Raw genomic sequence first — 16,464 nt, forward strand, 5'->3', positions numbered from 1 at the left:
GAGCGGGGTGGGCGCGCAGGTGGTCAGGCAATGAAGGCGGCGCATGTCACGGTCCTCCTGCGGGGCTGACGGTCCGGTCAGCGTATCAGACATCGATCCCCGTGGGGCCGTTGTGGCGCGAGAGCAGGTCGAGCACGGCCATGCGCACGGCAACGCCCATCTCCACCTGCTCCTGGATCACCGAGCGGTTGATGTCGTCGGCGATCTCGCCGTCGATCTCCACGCCGCGGTTCATCGGGCCGGGGTGCATCACGATGGCGTCGTCCCTGGCGAAGGAGAGCTTCTCCGCGTCCAGCCCCCAGCGGTGGAAATACTCGCGCTCGGAGGGGATGAACCCGCCGTCCATCCGCTCCTTCTGCAGGCGCAGCATCATCACCACGTCGGCGCCGGCGAGGCCCTCGCGCATGTCCTCGAACACCTCGACGCCGAACTTGTCCACCCCCGTGGGCATCAGCGTGCGCGGGCCCACCAGGCGCACCCGGTTCTCCATCTTGCCGAGCAGGAACAGGTTGGAGCGCGCCACCCGGCTGTGGGCGATGTCGCCGCAGATGGCCACGGTGAGCCGGTGCAGCCGGCCCTTGCGGCGGCGGATGGTGAGCGCGTCGAGCAGGGCCTGCGTGGGGTGCTCGTGCCGGCCGTCGCCGGCGTTGATCACCGCGCAGTTCACCTTCTCGGCCAGCAGGGCCACGGCGCCGGAATTCTGGTGCCGCACGACGAGGAGATCGGGGTGCATCGCGTTGAGGGTGAGCGCGGTGTCGATCAGCGTCTCGCCCTTCTTCACGCTGGAGGTGGCCATGGACATGTTCAGCACGTCGGCCCCGAGCCGCTTTCCGGCGATCTCGAAGCTCGCCTGGGTGCGGGTGGAGTTCTCGAAGAACATGTTGACCATGGTCTTGCCCTCCAGCCCGCCGGCATGCTTGTCGTTCTGGCGGTTGCGGGAGACGTATCGCTCGGAGAGGTCGAGAATGTCGGTGATCTGGCCCTGGGAAAGGCCCTCGATACCCAGTAGGTGCCGCATGGGCCGCCTCCCCGCTCGGTGCTGTGCGAGGGGGTTATGGCATCGGCACGGGCGCGGAGCAAGGGTCTCGTGCCCGCCCCTCCCCGGCCGGGCGGGAGGCTCCGCCGCCCCGGGCGGGACGGCAGGCGGCCGCGGCGCGCGGGCCACCGGCTGCGACCCCGAAGGGGTGGGCCGGGCTCAGCCCAGCCGGCGCGCCGCGGCTTCGGAGGCCGCCCGCCGCCGGGCGATGAAGGGCGCGATGCGCGCCGACACCCGCTCCAGCAGCTCCGGCCCGGCGCTGCGCGGCGAGCCGCTGTCGAAGGGCGGCGCGGGGTCATACTCGATCTGCAGCTGAACCTCGCGCGCGGCCTCCTCCCCCAGCACCTCGGCCACCACGGCAAGGGCGAAATCGATGCCCGAGGTCACCCCGGCGCCGGTGATGCGGTTGCGATCGCGCACCACGCGCTCCGCCACGGGCGTGGCGCCGAACAGCGCCAGCTGGTCGAGGGAAGACCAGTGGCAGGTGGCCCGGTAACCCGTCAGCAGCCCCGCCGCGCCCAGCACCAGCGAGCCGGTGCACACGGAGGTGACCAGGCTGCAGCCGGGCGCGATGCGGCGCAGGAAGTCCAGCACCTCCGTATCCTCCATCAGCGCGATCTGGCCCGGGCCACCGGGCACGCAGATGATGTCGAGGCCCGCGCATTCCGCGAAACCGGCGGTGGGCAGCATCACCAGGCCGCGGTCCGAGGCCACCGGCTCACGGCTCTTCCACAGCAGCGAGACCTCGGCGTCCGGCATGCGGCTGAACACCTCCAGCGGGCCGGTGAGATCGAGCTGGGTGAGATCGGGAAACAGCAGCAGTCCGATACGCGTGGTCATGGCGGGCCCTCCGGGGTGATACCGGGCCGGAGCCTAGGCCCGCGCCCTGGCCGGTGCAACCCGTCCGCGCAGCCGGAGCGGCAGGCGGCCCGGCATGCGCGCGCGCATGGGGCGAGGGCGGACAGCCGGGGCGGCGCCGGGCGCCCGAGGGGCGCGCCCCCCCCCCGTGCCGGCGGGCATCGGCGCAAAAGAAAAGGGGCCGCGCGCACGGCCCCTTGCAGTCGTGGTGTTTCCTCCCGGAATCACCCCTCGGTCTTTTCACCGACCTTGGTCAGGGTCATCCGCTCCAGCCCGGCAGCGATACCGATGCCTTCCTGCCCGGAAACGGACAGCGGCTGCAGCGAGATGGCATCTCCGGACCCCCCGACGAGCACCTTCGCACCCGCCCCGAGGCCGAGGGCCGCATCGGCGCTGGCACCGATGTAGGTGCCCTCCATCATCTTGGGATTATACTCGCCGCTGGTCGTGAGAACACCCCATTTGATGGTCTGCTGGCTGACGGCGTTCAGATCGATGCCGATCTTGTCGATATCTCCCACGTAAACCTGGTCCCAGGCGTCATTCTGAGCGTCGAGCGTGCAGACATACTGGCTGTTGCTCAGCACGACGATGTTCGACTTGCCGGTGAGATCGCAGGTCAGCACTCCCACGTCGATCTTGGCTGCATCTTCGGCCTGGGCCGCAACGCCAAAGCCGCCGAGGGCGATCATCGAGGCAACCAGAACACTAGAGCGTTTCATGACTTCTCCTTTCGGGGTACGTATCGGGGGGAGAACGCCGCAGGCCACGCAAAGTTCCGCCGACCCGCGCGCCGCCCGGCACGTTTTCGCGCATCCGTTACCGCCTCGCGGCGCCGGCGCCCGGCCCGCGGACATCCGGATACGTTCCGTCCCCCGCCCGCAGCACGGCGCCGCTCCGCCGCGCCTGCCGGCCCTCATCCCGCCCGCAGCACGGCCCGCGCCGCCGCACCTGACCACCCTCGCGACCCGGCCGGTCCCTCGTCGGTCGCTCCGGCGACGGTGCGCCGACGGGCGGACGGCCCGCAGCCGCTTCCCTCGCCGTCCCGGATGGAGTAATCCGGAGGCATGCAGGACACCGGTAGCGATTACCACGCCGACCTCGCCATGCTGGAATGGCTGATCGAACTCGGCGTCGACGAGGCCTCGAGCGAGGACCCCGTGTGCCGCTACGGCCCCGCGCCGGCCCCGCAGGCGGCGCCGGACCTGACACCAGATCCGGCGCATGGCCCGGCGTATGCTCCGTCAGACGCACCGGCGGCGCCCGCGGGGGCGCGCCAGGGCGGCGCTCCGGCGCCGGCGGGCACGGCCCGGGGCGCCACACCCACGGCGCGCGCGCCGGCCGGGCGACCCCCCGTCGCCGCCCCCGAGATCCGCCGCGCCGCGGAGGACCCCGCCGAGGAGCAGATTCGCGCCGCGCGGGCCGCGGCCGGCGCCGCGGTGTCGCTCGACGGGCTCGCAGCCGCACTGGCCGCCTTCGACGGCTGCGCCCTGAAGCGCGGCGCGCGCACCACCGTCTTCGCCGACGGGAACCCCGCCGCCCGGCTGATGGTGATCGGCGAGGCCCCGGGCCGCGAGGAGGATGCCGCCGGCCGGCCCTTCGTCGGGCGCTCCGGCCAGTTGCTGGACCTGATGCTCTCCGCCATCGGCCTGTCGCGCCGCGCCGAGGACCCGGCCCAGGCGGTCTACATCACCAACGTGCTGCCCTGGCGGCCGCCGCAGAACCGCGACCCCTCCTCCGACGAGATCGCCATGCTCACGCCCTTCCTGCACCGGCACATCGCGCTGGCGCGGCCGGAGGTGCTGCTGCTGATGGGGCGCACCGCCGCCTCCACCCTGCTGGGCACCGCCACCGGCATCACCCGGCTGCGCGGCACCTGGGCGGAGGTGGACGGGCTGCCGGCCATGCCCACGTTCCACCCCGCCGCCCTGCTGCGCAACCCGCTGCAGAAGCGCCCCGTCTGGGCCGACCTGCTGGCCGTGGCGGAGCGGATGGGCCTGCCCGCCGCCCCCGCCCGCCCGGGGCCCTGACGGCCCCGCCCGCACAGGTTCCGCCCTCGCCTCACCACACCTCCAGCCCGCCCGAGGAGACGCCATGAGCACCGCCCGGCCCCCCAGAGAGTTCATCCCGGTCAGGATCGCGGTCCTCACCGTGTCCGACACCCGCAGCCTGGCCGAGGACCGTTCCGGCGACACGCTCGCCGCGCGCATCACCGAGGCCGGTCACCACCTGGCCGCCCGCGACATCTGCCCGGATGACCGCGCCGGCATCGCCGGGCGCCTGCGCGCCTGGATCGCCGATCCGGACATCGACGTGATCCTCTCCACCGGCGGCACCGGCCTCACCGGGCGCGACGTGACGGTGGAGGCCCACCGCGATGTCTACGAGAAGGAGATCGACGCCTTCGCCACCGTGTTCACCCTGGTCTCGATGGAGAAGATCGGCACCTCGGCCGTGCAGAGCCGGGCCTGCGGCGGCGTGGCGGGCGGCACCTATCTCTTCGCGCTGCCCGGTTCGCCCGGCGCCTGCCGCGACGCCTGGGACGGCATCCTGAAGGCCCAGCTCGACTATCGTCACATGCCCTGCAACTTCGTCGAGATCATGCCGCGGCTCGACGAGCACCAGCGCCGCAAATGAGCGCCCCCCTGCCCGCCGAGGGCCCGGAAGCCGAGGCCTTCGCGCCGATGGGGGACTGGTCCTCCCCCGGCGCGCGGCGCGGCGCGGCCGTGCTGATCCACGATGCCGCCGGCCGGGTTCTGATGCAGCTGCGCGACGACATCGACACCGTCGCCGCCCGGGGCCAGTGGTGCCTGTTCGGAGGCGGGGTGGAGCCCGGCGAGAGCCTGCTGGAGGCCGCCCTGCGCGAGCTGGAGGAGGAGACCGGCCTCACCCCGCCGGCCGCCGGCCTCACGCCGTTCCTGCGCGCGGTCTCCACCGCGCCGGCGCGCACCCGGCTCTACGTCTACCGCCTCGCGCGCGCGGTGGACCCCGCGGCCATCCGCCTCGGCGAGGGCGCGGGCTTCGCCCTTCTCACCCCGGCCCAGGTGGCCCGCTACGAGATCGTGCCCTTCCAGCGCCCGATCCTGGAGCACCATTTCGCGAACCCCGGCTGAGCGCCCGGCCTGCCGACACGCCGCAGCCCTCCCGGCCGGCCGAAACATCGGGGCGCGTCCCGCCTGACGGCACACCGCTGCCTGCCCCCGCCCGCCGGCACGCCGCGCCCCGGCGCTGGCGGCACCCTCTGCCCCGCCTTGATCGCACCTGTGCATGGCGGGGCTGACGTCTCCACGCCAGCCGCACAGCGCCCGCGCAAGGGCGGCTCCCGCAAGCGCCGCGTTTGCGAGCAGCTCCCCCGCAAGCGCCGCGTTTGCAAGAACCTCCCCCGCAAGCGTCGTCCCCACAGGTGTCTCACCCGTCGCTCTCCCCGCCGCGCGTCCACGGGCCCCTGACCAGTCCCCCACAGGCCCGCCCCGTCAGACCGAAACCAGCCTCCGCCTCGACCACTGCGCATCCGCCCGCCCGGGATCGGCCGAAGCCGGACATGCCGCATGAGGCCCTCGCATCCCCCCTGCGCCATGGTGCCCGGACGCGACCGCGCGACCGGCGCGCCACCCGCCCGCGGCACGCGGCTCTCCCACGGTTCCGGCGCGGCGCTCCGGCTCTCGGTTGCGGGCGGTGCCGCCGGGGGGCGCCCTGCGCAGCGACCCCCCTGAGCCATGGCGCCCGGACGCGCCCTCACAGCCGAACCACCGGCGTGGATCCCGCTCGCGCCACCCTCGCGGCACGCAACGCCCCCAAGGTTCCGGCGCCACGGTCCGGGCCCCGGCTGCAGGCTTGGCCGCCAGCGTTCCCCTTGCGCGGCGTCCCCCTGAACCATGATGCCCGGACGTGCCCCGAGGCCGAACCACCGGCGCAGCCCGCGTACGTGCCATCTGCCTCGCGGCACGCAACTCTCCCGCGGTTCGGTCACGGCGGGCCGGGTCCCGGCTGCGGGCGCTGCTGTCGGAGGCCCTCCGGGCGGTGCTCCACGCGCGATCCGGCGCTTGGACGCACGGGCGCGCGGGCCCAGCGCGGGTGCGATTGACACTCCCGGGGCGCGGATCTAGCTTTCGCGCCAGTGCCCCCAGTGCGTCGCCAGGAGGCCTCTGCACCTCCGGGAGACCATGACCCACACCGAACCGCCCGCCGCGGGGCCGGACACCCGGCACGGGATGCCGCCCGCCGCCCTGCCCCCCGCGGCCGGCGCCCTGCCCCCCGCGCAGGGCGTGCTGCAGGATCGCAATTACCGGGCCTTCATCGCCTCGCGGGTGTTTTCCTCGCTCGGCTTCCAGTCCATCACCGTGGCGCTGGCCTGGATGCTCTATGACCGGACCGGGAACGCCTACATGCTGGGCTTTCTGGGGCTGGCGCAGTTCCTGCCCATGGCCGCCCTCACCTTCGTCGTCGGCGCCGCGGCCGACCGGTTCGACCGCCGCCGCATCGGGCTCGCCTGCCAGGGGCTGGAGGCGGTGACAGTGGCGCTGCTGGGCGTTCTGTTCTGGCAAGGCGCGCTCAGCCCGCCGCTCATCCTCTCGGCGGCGGCGCTGCTCGGCGCGGCGGTGGCCTTCGAGCGGCCGACCATGGCCGCCCTCCTGCCCGGCATCGTCGGGCCGGCAATGCTGCAGCGGGCGGTGGCGACCTCGACCTCCTTCATGCAGACCGCGCTCATCATCGGCCCCTCGCTGGGCGGTCTGCTCTACGGCTTCGGCGCGGGGACGGTCTTCGCGGCCTCCACGCTGCTGTTCTGCGGTGCGGCGGCGAGCATCGCGCTGATCCGCCGGGCGGGCCCCGCGCCGAAGCGGGCCCGGATGAGCTTCGGCACGATCTTCGCCGGCGTGGCCTTCATCCGCAGCCGGCCGGAGGTGTTGGGCACGATCTCGCTCGATCTCTTCGCCGTGCTCCTCGGCGGGGCGACGGCGCTGCTGCCGGTCTTCGCGGCCGATATCCTGCGGGCCGGGCCGATCGGGCTCGGGATGCTGCGCGCCGCACCCGCCGTGGGCGCGCTCCTGATGTCGCTGTGGCTGGCCCGCCATCCCATCGAGCGCGGCGCCGGCCGCCGGATGTTCCTCGCGGTTGGGGTGTTCGGCCTTGCCACCATCGTGTTCTCCCTGTCGCGGAGCGTGCCGCTCTCGGTGCTCGCGCTGTTCGTCGTCGGCGCCTCCGACACGATCAGCGTGGTGGTGCGCTCCTCCCTCGTCCAGCTCCTCACGCCTGACGACATGCGCGGCCGGGTGAATGCCGTGAACTCGCTGTTCATCGGCACGTCGAACCAGCTGGGCGAATTCGAGAGCGGCATGGTCGCCGGCGCATTCGGCCCGGTGGCCGCCGGGCTGATCGGCGGCATGGGCACCATCGCCGTGGTGCTGATGTGGATGCGCCTCTTCCCCCAGCTCGCCCGGGTGGAGCGCCTCGACGGCAAGTGATCCCGAAGGCATGACCGGGCCCGCGCGGCCCGCCCCGCCCTGTCGCCACGCGCCGCTGTGGCCACGCGCCGCTGACGCGCAGCGCCGGGAGCCGGGAGCCGGGAGCCGGGAGCCGGGAGCCGGGAGCCGGGAGCCGGGAGCCGGGAGCCGGGAGCCGGGAGCCGGGAGCCGGGAGCCGGGAGCCGGGAGCCGGACAAGCACCCCTTTCACCCCCGGGTCAACCCCTTCACCGCCCGCGACGCGGAGGCCCGGCAGGGCCTTCGCCACGACCGCCGGGCTGCGGGGGCCGAACGGCCCCCTCGGCGAGGCGGGCGTTCCCCCGCCGGGTGCGGTGCGCAGGTCCACCGCCAGGCGTGACGGCCCGGTCCGTCGTCGGGGCCGGGGGACAGGTCCGCCGCCGGGGCGCGACGGTCCGGGCCACCGCCGGGACGCAGTGCACAGGTCAACCGCCAGGCGCGACGGTCCGGTCTGCCACCGGGGCGCGGTGCGCAAGCTCCTCGCCGGGGCGCGGCGGCCCGGTCCACTGCGGGGCGCGGCGGTCCGGGTGTCCGCCGGCGTGGTGCGTCAGTGGATGCGGGTGCCCTGCCGGCGCAGAATCGCCTGGATCGCCGGGATGTCCACTTCCGCGAAATCCCGGTCGTGCTGCACGGCCCAGGCCGCCGCCACGCCCGCGCCCTGCCCCGCCACCGCGCAGCAGGCCATGTTGCGCGTCGCGGCATGGGCGATGCGGTCCCCGCCGATGGCGCGGCCGGCCACGATCAGGTGTTTCACCGCTCCGGGCAGCATCGCGCGGTAGGGAATGTGCATGTAGCGCCCGGTGGTGGGCAGGATCAGCACGCCGTAGCCGTCGATGAACTCCGGGTAGATGCCGATGCTGTCCTCGAACCGCGCCTGGCCGCGCACGTCGCGCTCGGTCATGTTGTAGGCCGCGTCGATCTTGCGGGTGTCGCGGATGCCGATGGACATGCCGAAGTTGCGCAGGCGCACCGCCTCGCAGCCCGGCGTGTAGCGGCGCAGCGCCTCGATGGCATGCATCGCCTGCCTGCGGCCCTCGATCTCGAAACGGGTCATGCTGTCGGGGTCCGTTCCGTCGCAGCCGGCCAGGTGGACGAGGTTCATGTAGGTCATCTCGCCGCTGTCATGCACCGCGCCCCAGGTGCCGCCGATGGTGTTGAGATGGGGCGGGATGATGCCGTCGCGGATCGCCTGCGCGAAGGGCTTCGCGAGGAAGGGCGAGAACATGTCGTCCTCCTTGCGGTCGGTCTCCACCTGCCACTCGCCCGTCGACCAGTCCTTGTAGGTCTGCGGATCGGCGCGCACGCCGGCCATGAAGGCGGCCTTGTCCACCCCGGCGAGATGGAACATCACGCTGGCCGCCTGCATCTGCTCCACCGGGGTCTTGAGGGTGGGCGCGCCGGCGCGCAGGGCCACGTCGGCATCGCCGGTCGCGTCGATCACCCGGCGCGCCAGGATCGCCTCGCGGCCGGCCTTGGATTCCACGATCACGCCGCGGATCACGTTGCCCTCCATGATCGGGGCGACGAACTGGCGGTGCATCATCGGGTGGATGCCGGCCTCCTCCACCAGCGTGTCGGCCACCAGCTTGAAGCCCTCGCTGTCCAGCTCGTGGCTGAGGGACTGGCTCTCGGGCACCGCGGCGCCCATCTCCCGGGCACGGTCCTCGAACTCCCGCCCGATGCCGCCGGCCTCCACCGTCTCCTCGTGGCGGTACCAGGCGAAGCCCTCCACCCCCACCACGGTGATGTTGCCGCCGAAGCAGCCGAACCGCTCCAGCAGGGTGACCGAGACACCGCAGCGCGCCGCGGCCAGCGCGGCGGCGAGGCCACCGGGGCCGGAGCCGACGACGAGCACATCGGTCTGGTGGATGACGGGGGTCCGGCGCGCGGGTTCGAGGATGTCGGGCAGGGTCAAGGGAGCCTCGCTTGGGTCTGGAGCGCTCCTGTGTAGAGCGTTTCGCGGCGCAGGTGAATTCCGCCGCCTTCCACGCAGCGGAATTCGCCGGGGCCCTCCCCGCCCGGGCCGCGCGTGCGGTAAGGCGACGCCACCCGCGCGCCGGCGCGGCCGGCGCTCAGCCGGGCGGGGCCCAGTCCGCCTCCGTCACGCCGGCCCTGGCGATGCGCGAGTAGAGTGTGGTCGGGCGCAGGCCCAGCAGGTCCGCCGCACCGCCGGGGCCGGAGACGCGGCCGCCGGTCTCGCGCAGGCAGGCCACGAGGTTGGCCCGTTCCAGCGCCCGCATCTCCTCCTCGGTCAGCAACCGGCCCGCGCCGGCCGTCTCCGGGCGCGGCAGGCTGCGCGGGCCGATCGCCCCCACGCGCAGCTTCTCGCCGGTCGAGACGATCACCGCCCGCTCGATCACGTTCTCCAGCTCGCGCAGGTTGCCCGGCCAGGCATAGTCCGACAGTTGCCGGATGGTGCCCTGCGTGGGCACGGGCCGCGGGCGGTTCAGCCGCCGGCAGGCCAGTTCGAGGAAATGCGCCACCAGCAGCGGAATGTCCTCGCGCCGCTCGCGCAGCGGGGTGAGCGGAATGGGGAACACGTTGAGGAAGAAGTAGAGGTCCTCGCGGAACCGCCCGGCCGCCACCTCCCGCGCCAGGTCCCGGGTGGAGGAGGCGATGATGCGGACATTCACCCGGCGCTGCCGCTCCTCGCCCAGCCGCACCACCGCCTGGTCGCGCAACACGCTCAAGAGCCGGCCCTGCACCTCCAGCGGCAGCTCTCCCACGTCCTCCAGCAGCAGCGTGCCGCCGTTGGCCAGTTCGATCTTGCCGGCACGGTCATCGAGGATGCCACGGGTGGCGCGGCGCACATGGCCGAAGATCTCGCTCTCCACGTCGACATGGCTCAGCGCCGCGCAGTTCAGCCGGATGAGCGGCCGCTTCGCCCGGGCGCTGGCCTTGTGCACCGCCGAGGCGGTGAGCGACTTGCCGGACCCGCTCTCCCCGGTGATGAGCACGTTCGCCTCCGTGGGCGCCACCAGTTCGATCTGCGCCAGGGTGCGGGTGATGCTGGGCGACGTGCCGACGATGTCGAAATGCGCCCGCTCGGAGGTGATCTCCTCCAGCAGGTAGGCGTTCTCCTGCTCCAGCCGGGTGCGCAGGGCGTCCACCTCGGCCAGCGCCTCGCGCAGCCGGCGCTCGCCCTCCTTGCGCTCGGAGATGTCGCGGAAGATCACCACGGCGCCGGCCAGCACCTGGTTGTCGTAGATCGGGGTGGAGACATATTCCACCTGGATGGGCCGGCCGTCCTTGCGCCAGAACACCTCGTCCTCCACCCGGGCGACCATCTCGTGGCGGAAGGAATGGTAGATCGGGCAGTCGCGATGGTCGTAGCGGGCGCCGTCCAGGTGGTGGTGGTGGATGATGGCGTGGGTGTCGCGGCCCAGCAGGTCCTCCGCCGCCCAGCCCAGCATCTCCTGTGCGGCGCGGTTCACGAAGGTGGTCTTGCCATCGGCGTTGATGCCGTAGATGCCCTCGCCGGCGGCATTCAGGATAAGCTGGTTCTGCCGCTCCAGCTCGGAGAAGAACGCCTGGGCGCGCTTCCATTCCAGCAGGCCGGAGCGCAGCAGGTCCGCCGCCTCCGCCGCCTGGGCATGGCTCTCCATCTCGCCGAGGTCGATGAGCGAGATCAGCAGGCGCGGGCCCTCCGGCCAGTCCGTCAGGCTGCCACGGGTCTCGCAGGCCAGGCGGCTGCCGTCATGGCGCTGGTAGATCAGGCTGCGCGTCCAGTGCTGGCCGTAATGCGCCACGGCGTCGGCGAACACGATGAGGTCGGCCGCGCCGTCCTCCAGCCGCGCGAGGAACGAGCCGCCCTCCAGCGGCCCGCCGAACAGCGCGGCCGCCAGCGCATTGGCCGCGGTGATCCGGTCACGGCCCGGATCGACGAGCAGCGCGGGAAAGGGCTGGAGGGCCAGGACAGAATCGCCGTGCAGGGACATGCCCCCAAGCCTGCCGCGTTGCCGCGGCTGCGGCAACGATATTTCGTGATTCACGATATTTCATAATTCGGCACACGTGTGCCACGGATCTTTAGTGTTTTATTACATCTATTTAACCAAACCTCCGCTCCGACATTAACCTTTTGCGGGCGCGGCAATCGTCTCGCTACGCTGAGGGCAACGAGACCGAAGAGAGCAACAGGGAAAGGACAGCCGATGCCGATCAAGAGCCTGGGAGATCCGTTCGCCGCCAAGACCGACCTGCGCCACGGCGCCGCCTGCGGCTGCGAGGGCTGCCGCTCCGACGCGGCGGAGACCGTGGCGGCGGACAGCGAGGCGATGCTGGAACGGGCCATCGAGAGCGCGGTCGTCCGCTCGATGTTCGGGCATTCGGATGTCTCGCGCCGCTCCTTCATGGGGATGGTGGGCGGCTCCACGGTGGCCGCGGCGCTGGCCTCGGTGTTCCCGATGGACAAGGCGAAGGCCGCCATCCTCGACACGCTGGGTGCTCCGGAGAAGACCGACCTCACCATCGGCTTCGTGCCCATCACCTGTGCGACGCCGATCATCATGGCCCAGCCGATGGGCTTCTACGAGAAATACGGGCTGAACGCGCAGGTGATCAAGACCGCCGGCTGGGCGGTGGCGCGCGACAAGTCGCTCAACGGCGAGTATGACGCGAGCCACATGCTCACCCCGATGCCGCTGGCGATGACGCTGGGCGCGGGCTCGGTGGCCGAGCCCTACATCATGCCGGCGGTGGAGAACATCAACGGCCAGGCCATCGTGCTGAGCAACGAGCATCTCGACAAGCGGGACCCTGCGCAGTGGAAGGGCTTCACCTTCGGCGTGCCCTTCGAGTTCTCCATGCACAACTTCCTGCTGCGCTACTACGTGGCCGAGCACGGGCTGGACCCGGACGTGGACATCCAGATCCGCGTGGTGCCGCCGCCGGAGATGGTGGCGAACCTGCGGGCCGGGAACCTGGACGGCTACCTTTCCCCCGACCCGTTCAACCAGCGCGCGGTGTGGGAGAACATCGGCTTCATCCACATCCTCACCAAGGAGATCTGGGAGGGGCACCCGTGCTGCGCCTTCGCCGCGCCGCTGAGCTTTGCCACCGAGCTGCCCAACACCTACGGCGCGCTGCTGAAATCCATCGTGGACGCCACGCAATACGCCTCCGACCCGGCGAACCGGAAGGAGATCTCGGCCGCCATCGCGCCGACGAACTACCTCAACCAGCCGGTGCCGGTGATCGAGCAGGTGCTCACGGGGCGCTTCGCCGACGGGCTGGGCAACGTGCAGGACGTGCCCGACCGCATCGACTTCGACCCCTTCCCCTGGCATTCCATGGGCGTGTGGATCCTCAGCCAGATGAAGCGCTGGGGCTATATCGAGGGCGACGTGGACTACAGGGGCGTGGCCGAGCAGGTGTATCTCGCCGCCGATTGCCGCAAGATCATGGAGGACCTCGGCTACGAGGCCCCGGCGGAGACCTACCGCTCGCACACCATCATGGGCAAGACCTTCGACCCGGCCGCGCCGGAGGCCTATGTCGAGAGCTTCGCGATCCGGAAGGCCTGAGATGACCCTCACGCTCAACCAGCGCGCGGCGGTGCTCTCCGTGGTGCTTCTGCTGGCGGGCCTCCTGGTGTGGGAGGTGTCGATCGCCGCCGGCGGGGCGGGGTCGGCCGAGCTCACCGAATACGAGAAGCTCACGGGAGGCGGCGCGCCCAAGGCCGGTGTGCCGCCCCCCTCGCAGGTGATCGCGAAGGCCTGGGCGGAACTGTCGGACCCGTTCTACGACGCGGGGCCGAACGACAAGGGCATCGGCATCCAGATCGGCTATTCCATCTACCGGGTGCTGAGCGGCTACCTGCTGGCGGCGCTGGTGGCCATCCCGCTGGGCTTTCTCATCGGCATGTCGCCGGTGGCCTGGCGGGCGCTGAATCCGTTCATCCAGGTGCTGCGGCCGATCTCGCCGCTGGCCTGGATGCCGCTGGCGCTGTTCATCATCCAGGACAGCGAGGCGAGCGCGATCTTCGTGATCTTCATCTGCTCGATCTGGCCGATGCTGATCAACACCGCCTTCGGCGTGGCGGGCGTGCGGGCGGACTGGGTGAACGTGGCCCGCACCCATGAACTGGGGACGCTGCGCACCGCCTTCACGGTGATCCTCCCGGCGGCGGCCCCCACCATCGTCACCGGCATGCGCATCTCCATCGGCATTGCCTGGCTGGTGATCGTGGCGGCGGAGATGCTCGTGGGCGGCACCGGCATCGGCTATTACGTGTGGAACGAGTGGAACAACCTCGACCTCACCTCCGTCATCTTCTCCATCCTGATGATCGGGGTGGTGGGCATGGCGCTGGACGCGGCCTTCGGCGTGTTGCAGCGCGCCGTGGCCTACGCGGAATAGGGGGCAGCATGAAACCTTTCCTGAGCGTGGAAAACCTCACCCAGCGCTACCCGGACGGACGGGGCGGCATCACCACGGTGTTCGAGAACGCGAGCTTCGGCATCGGGCGCGGCGAGTTCGTGTGCATCCTGGGCCATTCGGGCTGCGGCAAGTCCACCATCATGAACATCCTCGCCGGGCTCGCGGAGCCCAGCGAGGGCGTGGTGGTGATGGACGGGGCGCAGGTGTCCGGCCCCTCGCTGGACCGGGGGGTGGTGTTCCAGAACTACTCGCTGCTGCCCTGGCTCTCGGCGCTGCGCAACGTCACCTTCGCGGTGGCGGCGCGCTACCCGGGCTGGACGAAGGCGCAGGTGCGGGCGGAGGCGCGCAAGTACCTCGAGATGGTCGGGCTCTCCGAGGACGTGATGCACCGCAAGCCCAGCCAGCTTTCGGGCGGCATGCGCCAGCGCGTGTCCATCGCGCGGGCCTTCGCCAACCATCCCAAGCTGCTCCTGCTGGACGAGCCCTTCGGCGCGCTGGACGCGCTCACCCGCGGCACCATCCAGGACGAGCTGCTGAAGATCTGGGCCGGCACCGGGCAGACGGTGTTCATGATCACCCATGACATCGACGAGGCCATCCTGCTGGCGGACCGCATCCTGCTGATGACCAACGGGCCGATGGCCCGCGTGGCGGAATCCGTGGAGATCACCCTTCCCCGCCCGCGGGCGCGCACCGCCATCGTCAGCCATCCGAACTACTACGCCATCCGCAACCACCTCGTGCGGTTCCTCGGCCACCGGTCGCGCGAACTGGCCGGGCAGGCGGGCGGCGGCGCGCCGGAGACGGTGAGGATCGACCTCGCCGCCGGCGAGAGCGAAGAACCGGACGCGCGAAGGGCTTTGCGCGCCATCCCCTGAGAGACCCCGAGCAAAGGGCAGGACAATGAAGGACATCACGATGACGCAAGAGCTGACGAAGGAAGACGTGACGGCGCTGATCCTCTCGGCGAAGAAGCAGGCCGGGCTCACCTGGGAGGGGATCGCCGCGCAGATCGGCATGTCGCCGGTCTGGACGCATTCCGCCGCGATGGGGATGAACGCCTTCCCGCCGGAGAAGGCGGAGCTGATGGTCCGCGCCCTGGGCCTGCCGCAGGAGGCGGCGGCGGTGCTGTCCGAGAGCCCCACCAAGATCTGGTCGCAGACCGTGCCCACCGACCCGTGCATCTACCGGCTCTACGAGATCGTGGGCGTCTACGGCCCCACCATCAAGGCGCTGATTCACGAGAAATTCGGCGACGGCATCATGTCCGCCATCGACTTCGACATGAGCGTGACCCGGGTGGAACACCCGAAGGGCGACCGGGTGAAGATCGAGATGTCCGGCAAGTACCTGGGCTACAACGCCTGGTGAGCCGCCCGGCCTCCGGGGCGGCCCGCATCCCCTCCCCCGCGCTCCGGCCCCGCCGGGCCCGGGGCCCACTCCAGTCCCCGGGGCCGGCCAATCCGCCGCAATACCGTGGTGAGGCGGGACCGGGCCTCGCGCCCGCCCTGCCCGCCGGGCCGCCCGACCTCCGGGGCGCCCCGCACCCCCTCCCCCGCGCTCCGGCCCCGCCGGGCCCGGGGCCCACTCCAGTCCCCGGGGCCGGCCAGTCCGCCGCAATCCCGTGGGGAGGCCGGACCGGGCGTCGCGCCCGCCCTGCCCTCCGGGCCGCCCCGCCTCCGGGGCGCCCCGCACCCCCTCCCCCGCGTTCCGGTCCCACCGGGCCCGGGGCCCACGTCAGTCCCCGAGGGCCGGCCTGTCCGCCGCAATCCCGTGGGGAGGCCGGACCGGGCCTCGCGCCCGCCCTGCCCGCCGGGCGGGCCGCCTCCGCCGTCCGGCAGGCCGGTGCGCAGCCCCGATGCGCCCGGCTTGCGCCGTGCCGTCCATCGATCCGATCCCGAGCCGAGGTTTCCCATGTCCCGCCCGCCGTTTCCGCCCTTCACCGAGACCACCGCCCGCCAGAAGGTGCGCATGGCCGAGGATGCCTGGAACACCCGTGACCCGGACCGCGTGGTCCTCGCCTACACCGCCGACAGCCGCTGGCGGAACCGGGCGGAATTCCCCGCCGGCCGCGCCGAGATCCACGCCTTCCTCACCGGCAAATGGGCGCGCGAGCGCGAGTACCGGCTGATCAAGACCCTCTGGGCCTTCGCGGGGAACCGCATCGCCGTGCGCTTCGCCTACGAATGGCATGACGATGCCGGGCAGTGGTTCCGCTCGCATGGCAACGAGAACTGGCTGTTCGACGCCGAGGGGCTGATGGCCGAGCGCCACGCCTCGATCAACGACCAGCCGATCGCGGAGGCAGACCGCCTGTTCCGCTGGCCCGCCGGGCCGCGACCGGCGGAGCATCCGGAGCTTGAGGACCTCGGCCTCTGAACGGCCCGCACGCCGTGCCGCGGCCCTGACACCCGCCGGCGCGGCCCCGGAGCAACGTCCTTGCCGCCCCCCCGGAGCGGAAGGGGCCAAAGGCGACCCCGCTGCGTAAGCGGTACGGTCCGCCGCGACGGCGCATCCCCCCGGGGCCGCGTCTGCGCGGCGGACCGGTTTCGAACGGGTCAGGCCAACCGGCTCATCCTGCGCGACGCCCGGCGGGCCGCTGCCGCACGCCCGGCCAGGAGCGCGCCCGCATGGTGCCGGTGGCGGAAACGCACGCCATAGCCGGGTTATCCCCTTGCCCCCCCAACCGGTGCGGAAGGGGCCACAGGCG

General features: G+C 72.1%; 14 protein-coding genes. 9 read left to right on the top strand and 5 right to left on the bottom strand.

Annotated features, from left to right (window positions below; genetic code table 11):
• Window positions 1–85: 85 nt before the first annotated feature.
• From FDP22_RS01835 to FDP22_RS01845, 3 genes are all read right to left on the bottom strand, one after another.
• Window positions 86–1,018, bottom strand: a complete 933-nt coding sequence (locus FDP22_RS01835; protein ID WP_138576737.1) for an aspartate carbamoyltransferase catalytic subunit — start codon at window positions 1,016–1,018, stop codon at window positions 86–88.
• 177 nt (window positions 1,019–1,195) lie between these two features.
• The gene (locus FDP22_RS01840; protein ID WP_138576735.1) at window positions 1,196–1,876 is read right to left on the bottom strand and encodes a DJ-1/PfpI family protein; all 681 of its coding nucleotides are present in this window, start codon (window positions 1,874–1,876) and stop codon (window positions 1,196–1,198) included.
• A 242-nt stretch (window positions 1,877–2,118) separates the two neighbouring features.
• Window positions 2,119–2,616: a DUF992 domain-containing protein gene (locus FDP22_RS01845; RefSeq protein WP_170317552.1), complete on the bottom strand. Its 498-nt coding sequence runs from the start codon at window positions 2,614–2,616 to the stop codon at window positions 2,119–2,121.
• A gap of 345 nt (window positions 2,617–2,961) precedes the next feature.
• Between FDP22_RS01845 and FDP22_RS01850 the strand changes: the two genes are divergently transcribed.
• The 4 genes from FDP22_RS01850 (at window position 2,962) to FDP22_RS01865 (ending at window position 7,356) form a co-directional block, all read left to right on the top strand.
• On the top strand, window positions 2,962–3,924 hold the full coding sequence (locus FDP22_RS01850; RefSeq protein WP_239031844.1) for a uracil-DNA glycosylase: 963 nt from the start codon (window positions 2,962–2,964) through the stop codon (window positions 3,922–3,924).
• A gap of 64 nt (window positions 3,925–3,988) precedes the next feature.
• Window positions 3,989–4,531, top strand: a complete 543-nt coding sequence (moaB, locus tag FDP22_RS01855; RefSeq protein ID WP_138576731.1) for a molybdenum cofactor biosynthesis protein B — start codon at window positions 3,989–3,991, stop codon at window positions 4,529–4,531.
• Window positions 4,528–5,007 (top strand): NUDIX domain-containing protein, encoded by a 480-nt coding sequence (locus tag FDP22_RS01860; RefSeq protein ID WP_138576729.1) that lies wholly within the window; start codon window positions 4,528–4,530, stop codon window positions 5,005–5,007. Before moaB ends, FDP22_RS01860 begins: the two co-directional genes overlap by 4 nt.
• A 1,050-nt stretch (window positions 5,008–6,057) precedes the next feature.
• The gene (locus tag FDP22_RS01865) at window positions 6,058–7,356 is read left to right on the top strand and encodes an MFS transporter (RefSeq protein ID WP_205910829.1); all 1,299 of its coding nucleotides are present in this window, start codon (window positions 6,058–6,060) and stop codon (window positions 7,354–7,356) included.
• A gap of 564 nt (window positions 7,357–7,920) precedes the next feature.
• On the opposite strand, the gene FDP22_RS01870 is transcribed toward FDP22_RS01865, so the two are convergent.
• The gene (locus tag FDP22_RS01870; protein ID WP_138576785.1) at window positions 7,921–9,282 is read right to left on the bottom strand and encodes an FAD-dependent oxidoreductase; all 1,362 of its coding nucleotides are present in this window, start codon (window positions 9,280–9,282) and stop codon (window positions 7,921–7,923) included.
• 163 nt (window positions 9,283–9,445) lie between these two features.
• Window positions 9,446–11,311: a sigma-54 interaction domain-containing protein gene (locus tag FDP22_RS01875; protein WP_138576727.1), complete on the bottom strand. Its 1,866-nt coding sequence runs from the start codon at window positions 11,309–11,311 to the stop codon at window positions 9,446–9,448.
• Between the two features lie 216 nt (window positions 11,312–11,527).
• Between FDP22_RS01875 and FDP22_RS01880 the strand changes: the two genes are divergently transcribed.
• The 5 genes from FDP22_RS01880 (at window position 11,528) to FDP22_RS01900 (ending at window position 16,133) form a co-directional block, all read left to right on the top strand.
• On the top strand, window positions 11,528–12,898 hold the full coding sequence (locus FDP22_RS01880) for a CmpA/NrtA family ABC transporter substrate-binding protein (protein WP_138576725.1): 1,371 nt from the start codon (window positions 11,528–11,530) through the stop codon (window positions 12,896–12,898).
• Window position 12,899: 1 nt separating this feature from the next.
• The gene (ntrB, locus tag FDP22_RS01885) at window positions 12,900–13,733 is read left to right on the top strand and encodes a nitrate ABC transporter permease (RefSeq protein ID WP_138576723.1); all 834 of its coding nucleotides are present in this window, start codon (window positions 12,900–12,902) and stop codon (window positions 13,731–13,733) included.
• A gap of 8 nt (window positions 13,734–13,741) precedes the next feature.
• On the top strand, window positions 13,742–14,632 hold the full coding sequence (locus FDP22_RS01890; protein ID WP_138576721.1) for an ABC transporter ATP-binding protein: 891 nt from the start codon (window positions 13,742–13,744) through the stop codon (window positions 14,630–14,632).
• A gap of 40 nt (window positions 14,633–14,672) precedes the next feature.
• A complete protein-coding gene (gene cynS, locus FDP22_RS01895) occupies window positions 14,673–15,125 on the top strand; it encodes a cyanase (protein WP_138576719.1) in 453 nt (150 codons plus the stop codon).
• 543 nt (window positions 15,126–15,668) lie between these two features.
• The gene (locus FDP22_RS01900) at window positions 15,669–16,133 is read left to right on the top strand and encodes a nuclear transport factor 2 family protein (protein WP_138576717.1); all 465 of its coding nucleotides are present in this window, start codon (window positions 15,669–15,671) and stop codon (window positions 16,131–16,133) included.
• Window positions 16,134–16,464 lie beyond the last annotated feature (331 nt).

The organism is Paroceanicella profunda, assembly GCF_005887635.2.
Lineage (GTDB): Bacteria > Pseudomonadota > Alphaproteobacteria > Rhodobacterales > Rhodobacteraceae > Paroceanicella > Paroceanicella profunda.

Bases quoted from the DNA above. Each gene is read 5' to 3' on its own strand.
- FDP22_RS01835 (WP_138576737.1), bottom strand. From the start codon at position 1,018: ATGCGGCACCTACTGGGTATCGAGGGCCTTTCCCAGGGCCAGATCACC.
- FDP22_RS01840 (WP_138576735.1), bottom strand. From the start codon at position 1,876: ATGACCACGCGTATCGGACTGCTGCTGTTTCCCGATCTCACCCAGCTC.
- FDP22_RS01845 (WP_170317552.1), bottom strand. From the start codon at position 2,616: ATGAAACGCTCTAGTGTTCTGGTTGCCTCGATGATCGCCCTCGGCGGC.
- FDP22_RS01850 (WP_239031844.1), top strand. From the start codon at position 2,962: ATGCAGGACACCGGTAGCGATTACCACGCCGACCTCGCCATGCTGGAA.
- moaB (WP_138576731.1), top strand. From the start codon at position 3,989: ATGAGCACCGCCCGGCCCCCCAGAGAGTTCATCCCGGTCAGGATCGCG.
- FDP22_RS01860 (WP_138576729.1), top strand. From the start codon at position 4,528: ATGAGCGCCCCCCTGCCCGCCGAGGGCCCGGAAGCCGAGGCCTTCGCG.
- FDP22_RS01865 (WP_205910829.1), top strand. From the start codon at position 6,058: ATGACCCACACCGAACCGCCCGCCGCGGGGCCGGACACCCGGCACGGG.
- FDP22_RS01875 (WP_138576727.1), bottom strand. From the start codon at position 11,311: ATGTCCCTGCACGGCGATTCTGTCCTGGCCCTCCAGCCCTTTCCCGCG.
- FDP22_RS01880 (WP_138576725.1), top strand. From the start codon at position 11,528: ATGCCGATCAAGAGCCTGGGAGATCCGTTCGCCGCCAAGACCGACCTG.
- ntrB (WP_138576723.1), top strand. From the start codon at position 12,900: ATGACCCTCACGCTCAACCAGCGCGCGGCGGTGCTCTCCGTGGTGCTT.
- FDP22_RS01890 (WP_138576721.1), top strand. From the start codon at position 13,742: ATGAAACCTTTCCTGAGCGTGGAAAACCTCACCCAGCGCTACCCGGAC.
- cynS (WP_138576719.1), top strand. From the start codon at position 14,673: ATGACGCAAGAGCTGACGAAGGAAGACGTGACGGCGCTGATCCTCTCG.
- FDP22_RS01900 (WP_138576717.1), top strand. From the start codon at position 15,669: ATGTCCCGCCCGCCGTTTCCGCCCTTCACCGAGACCACCGCCCGCCAG.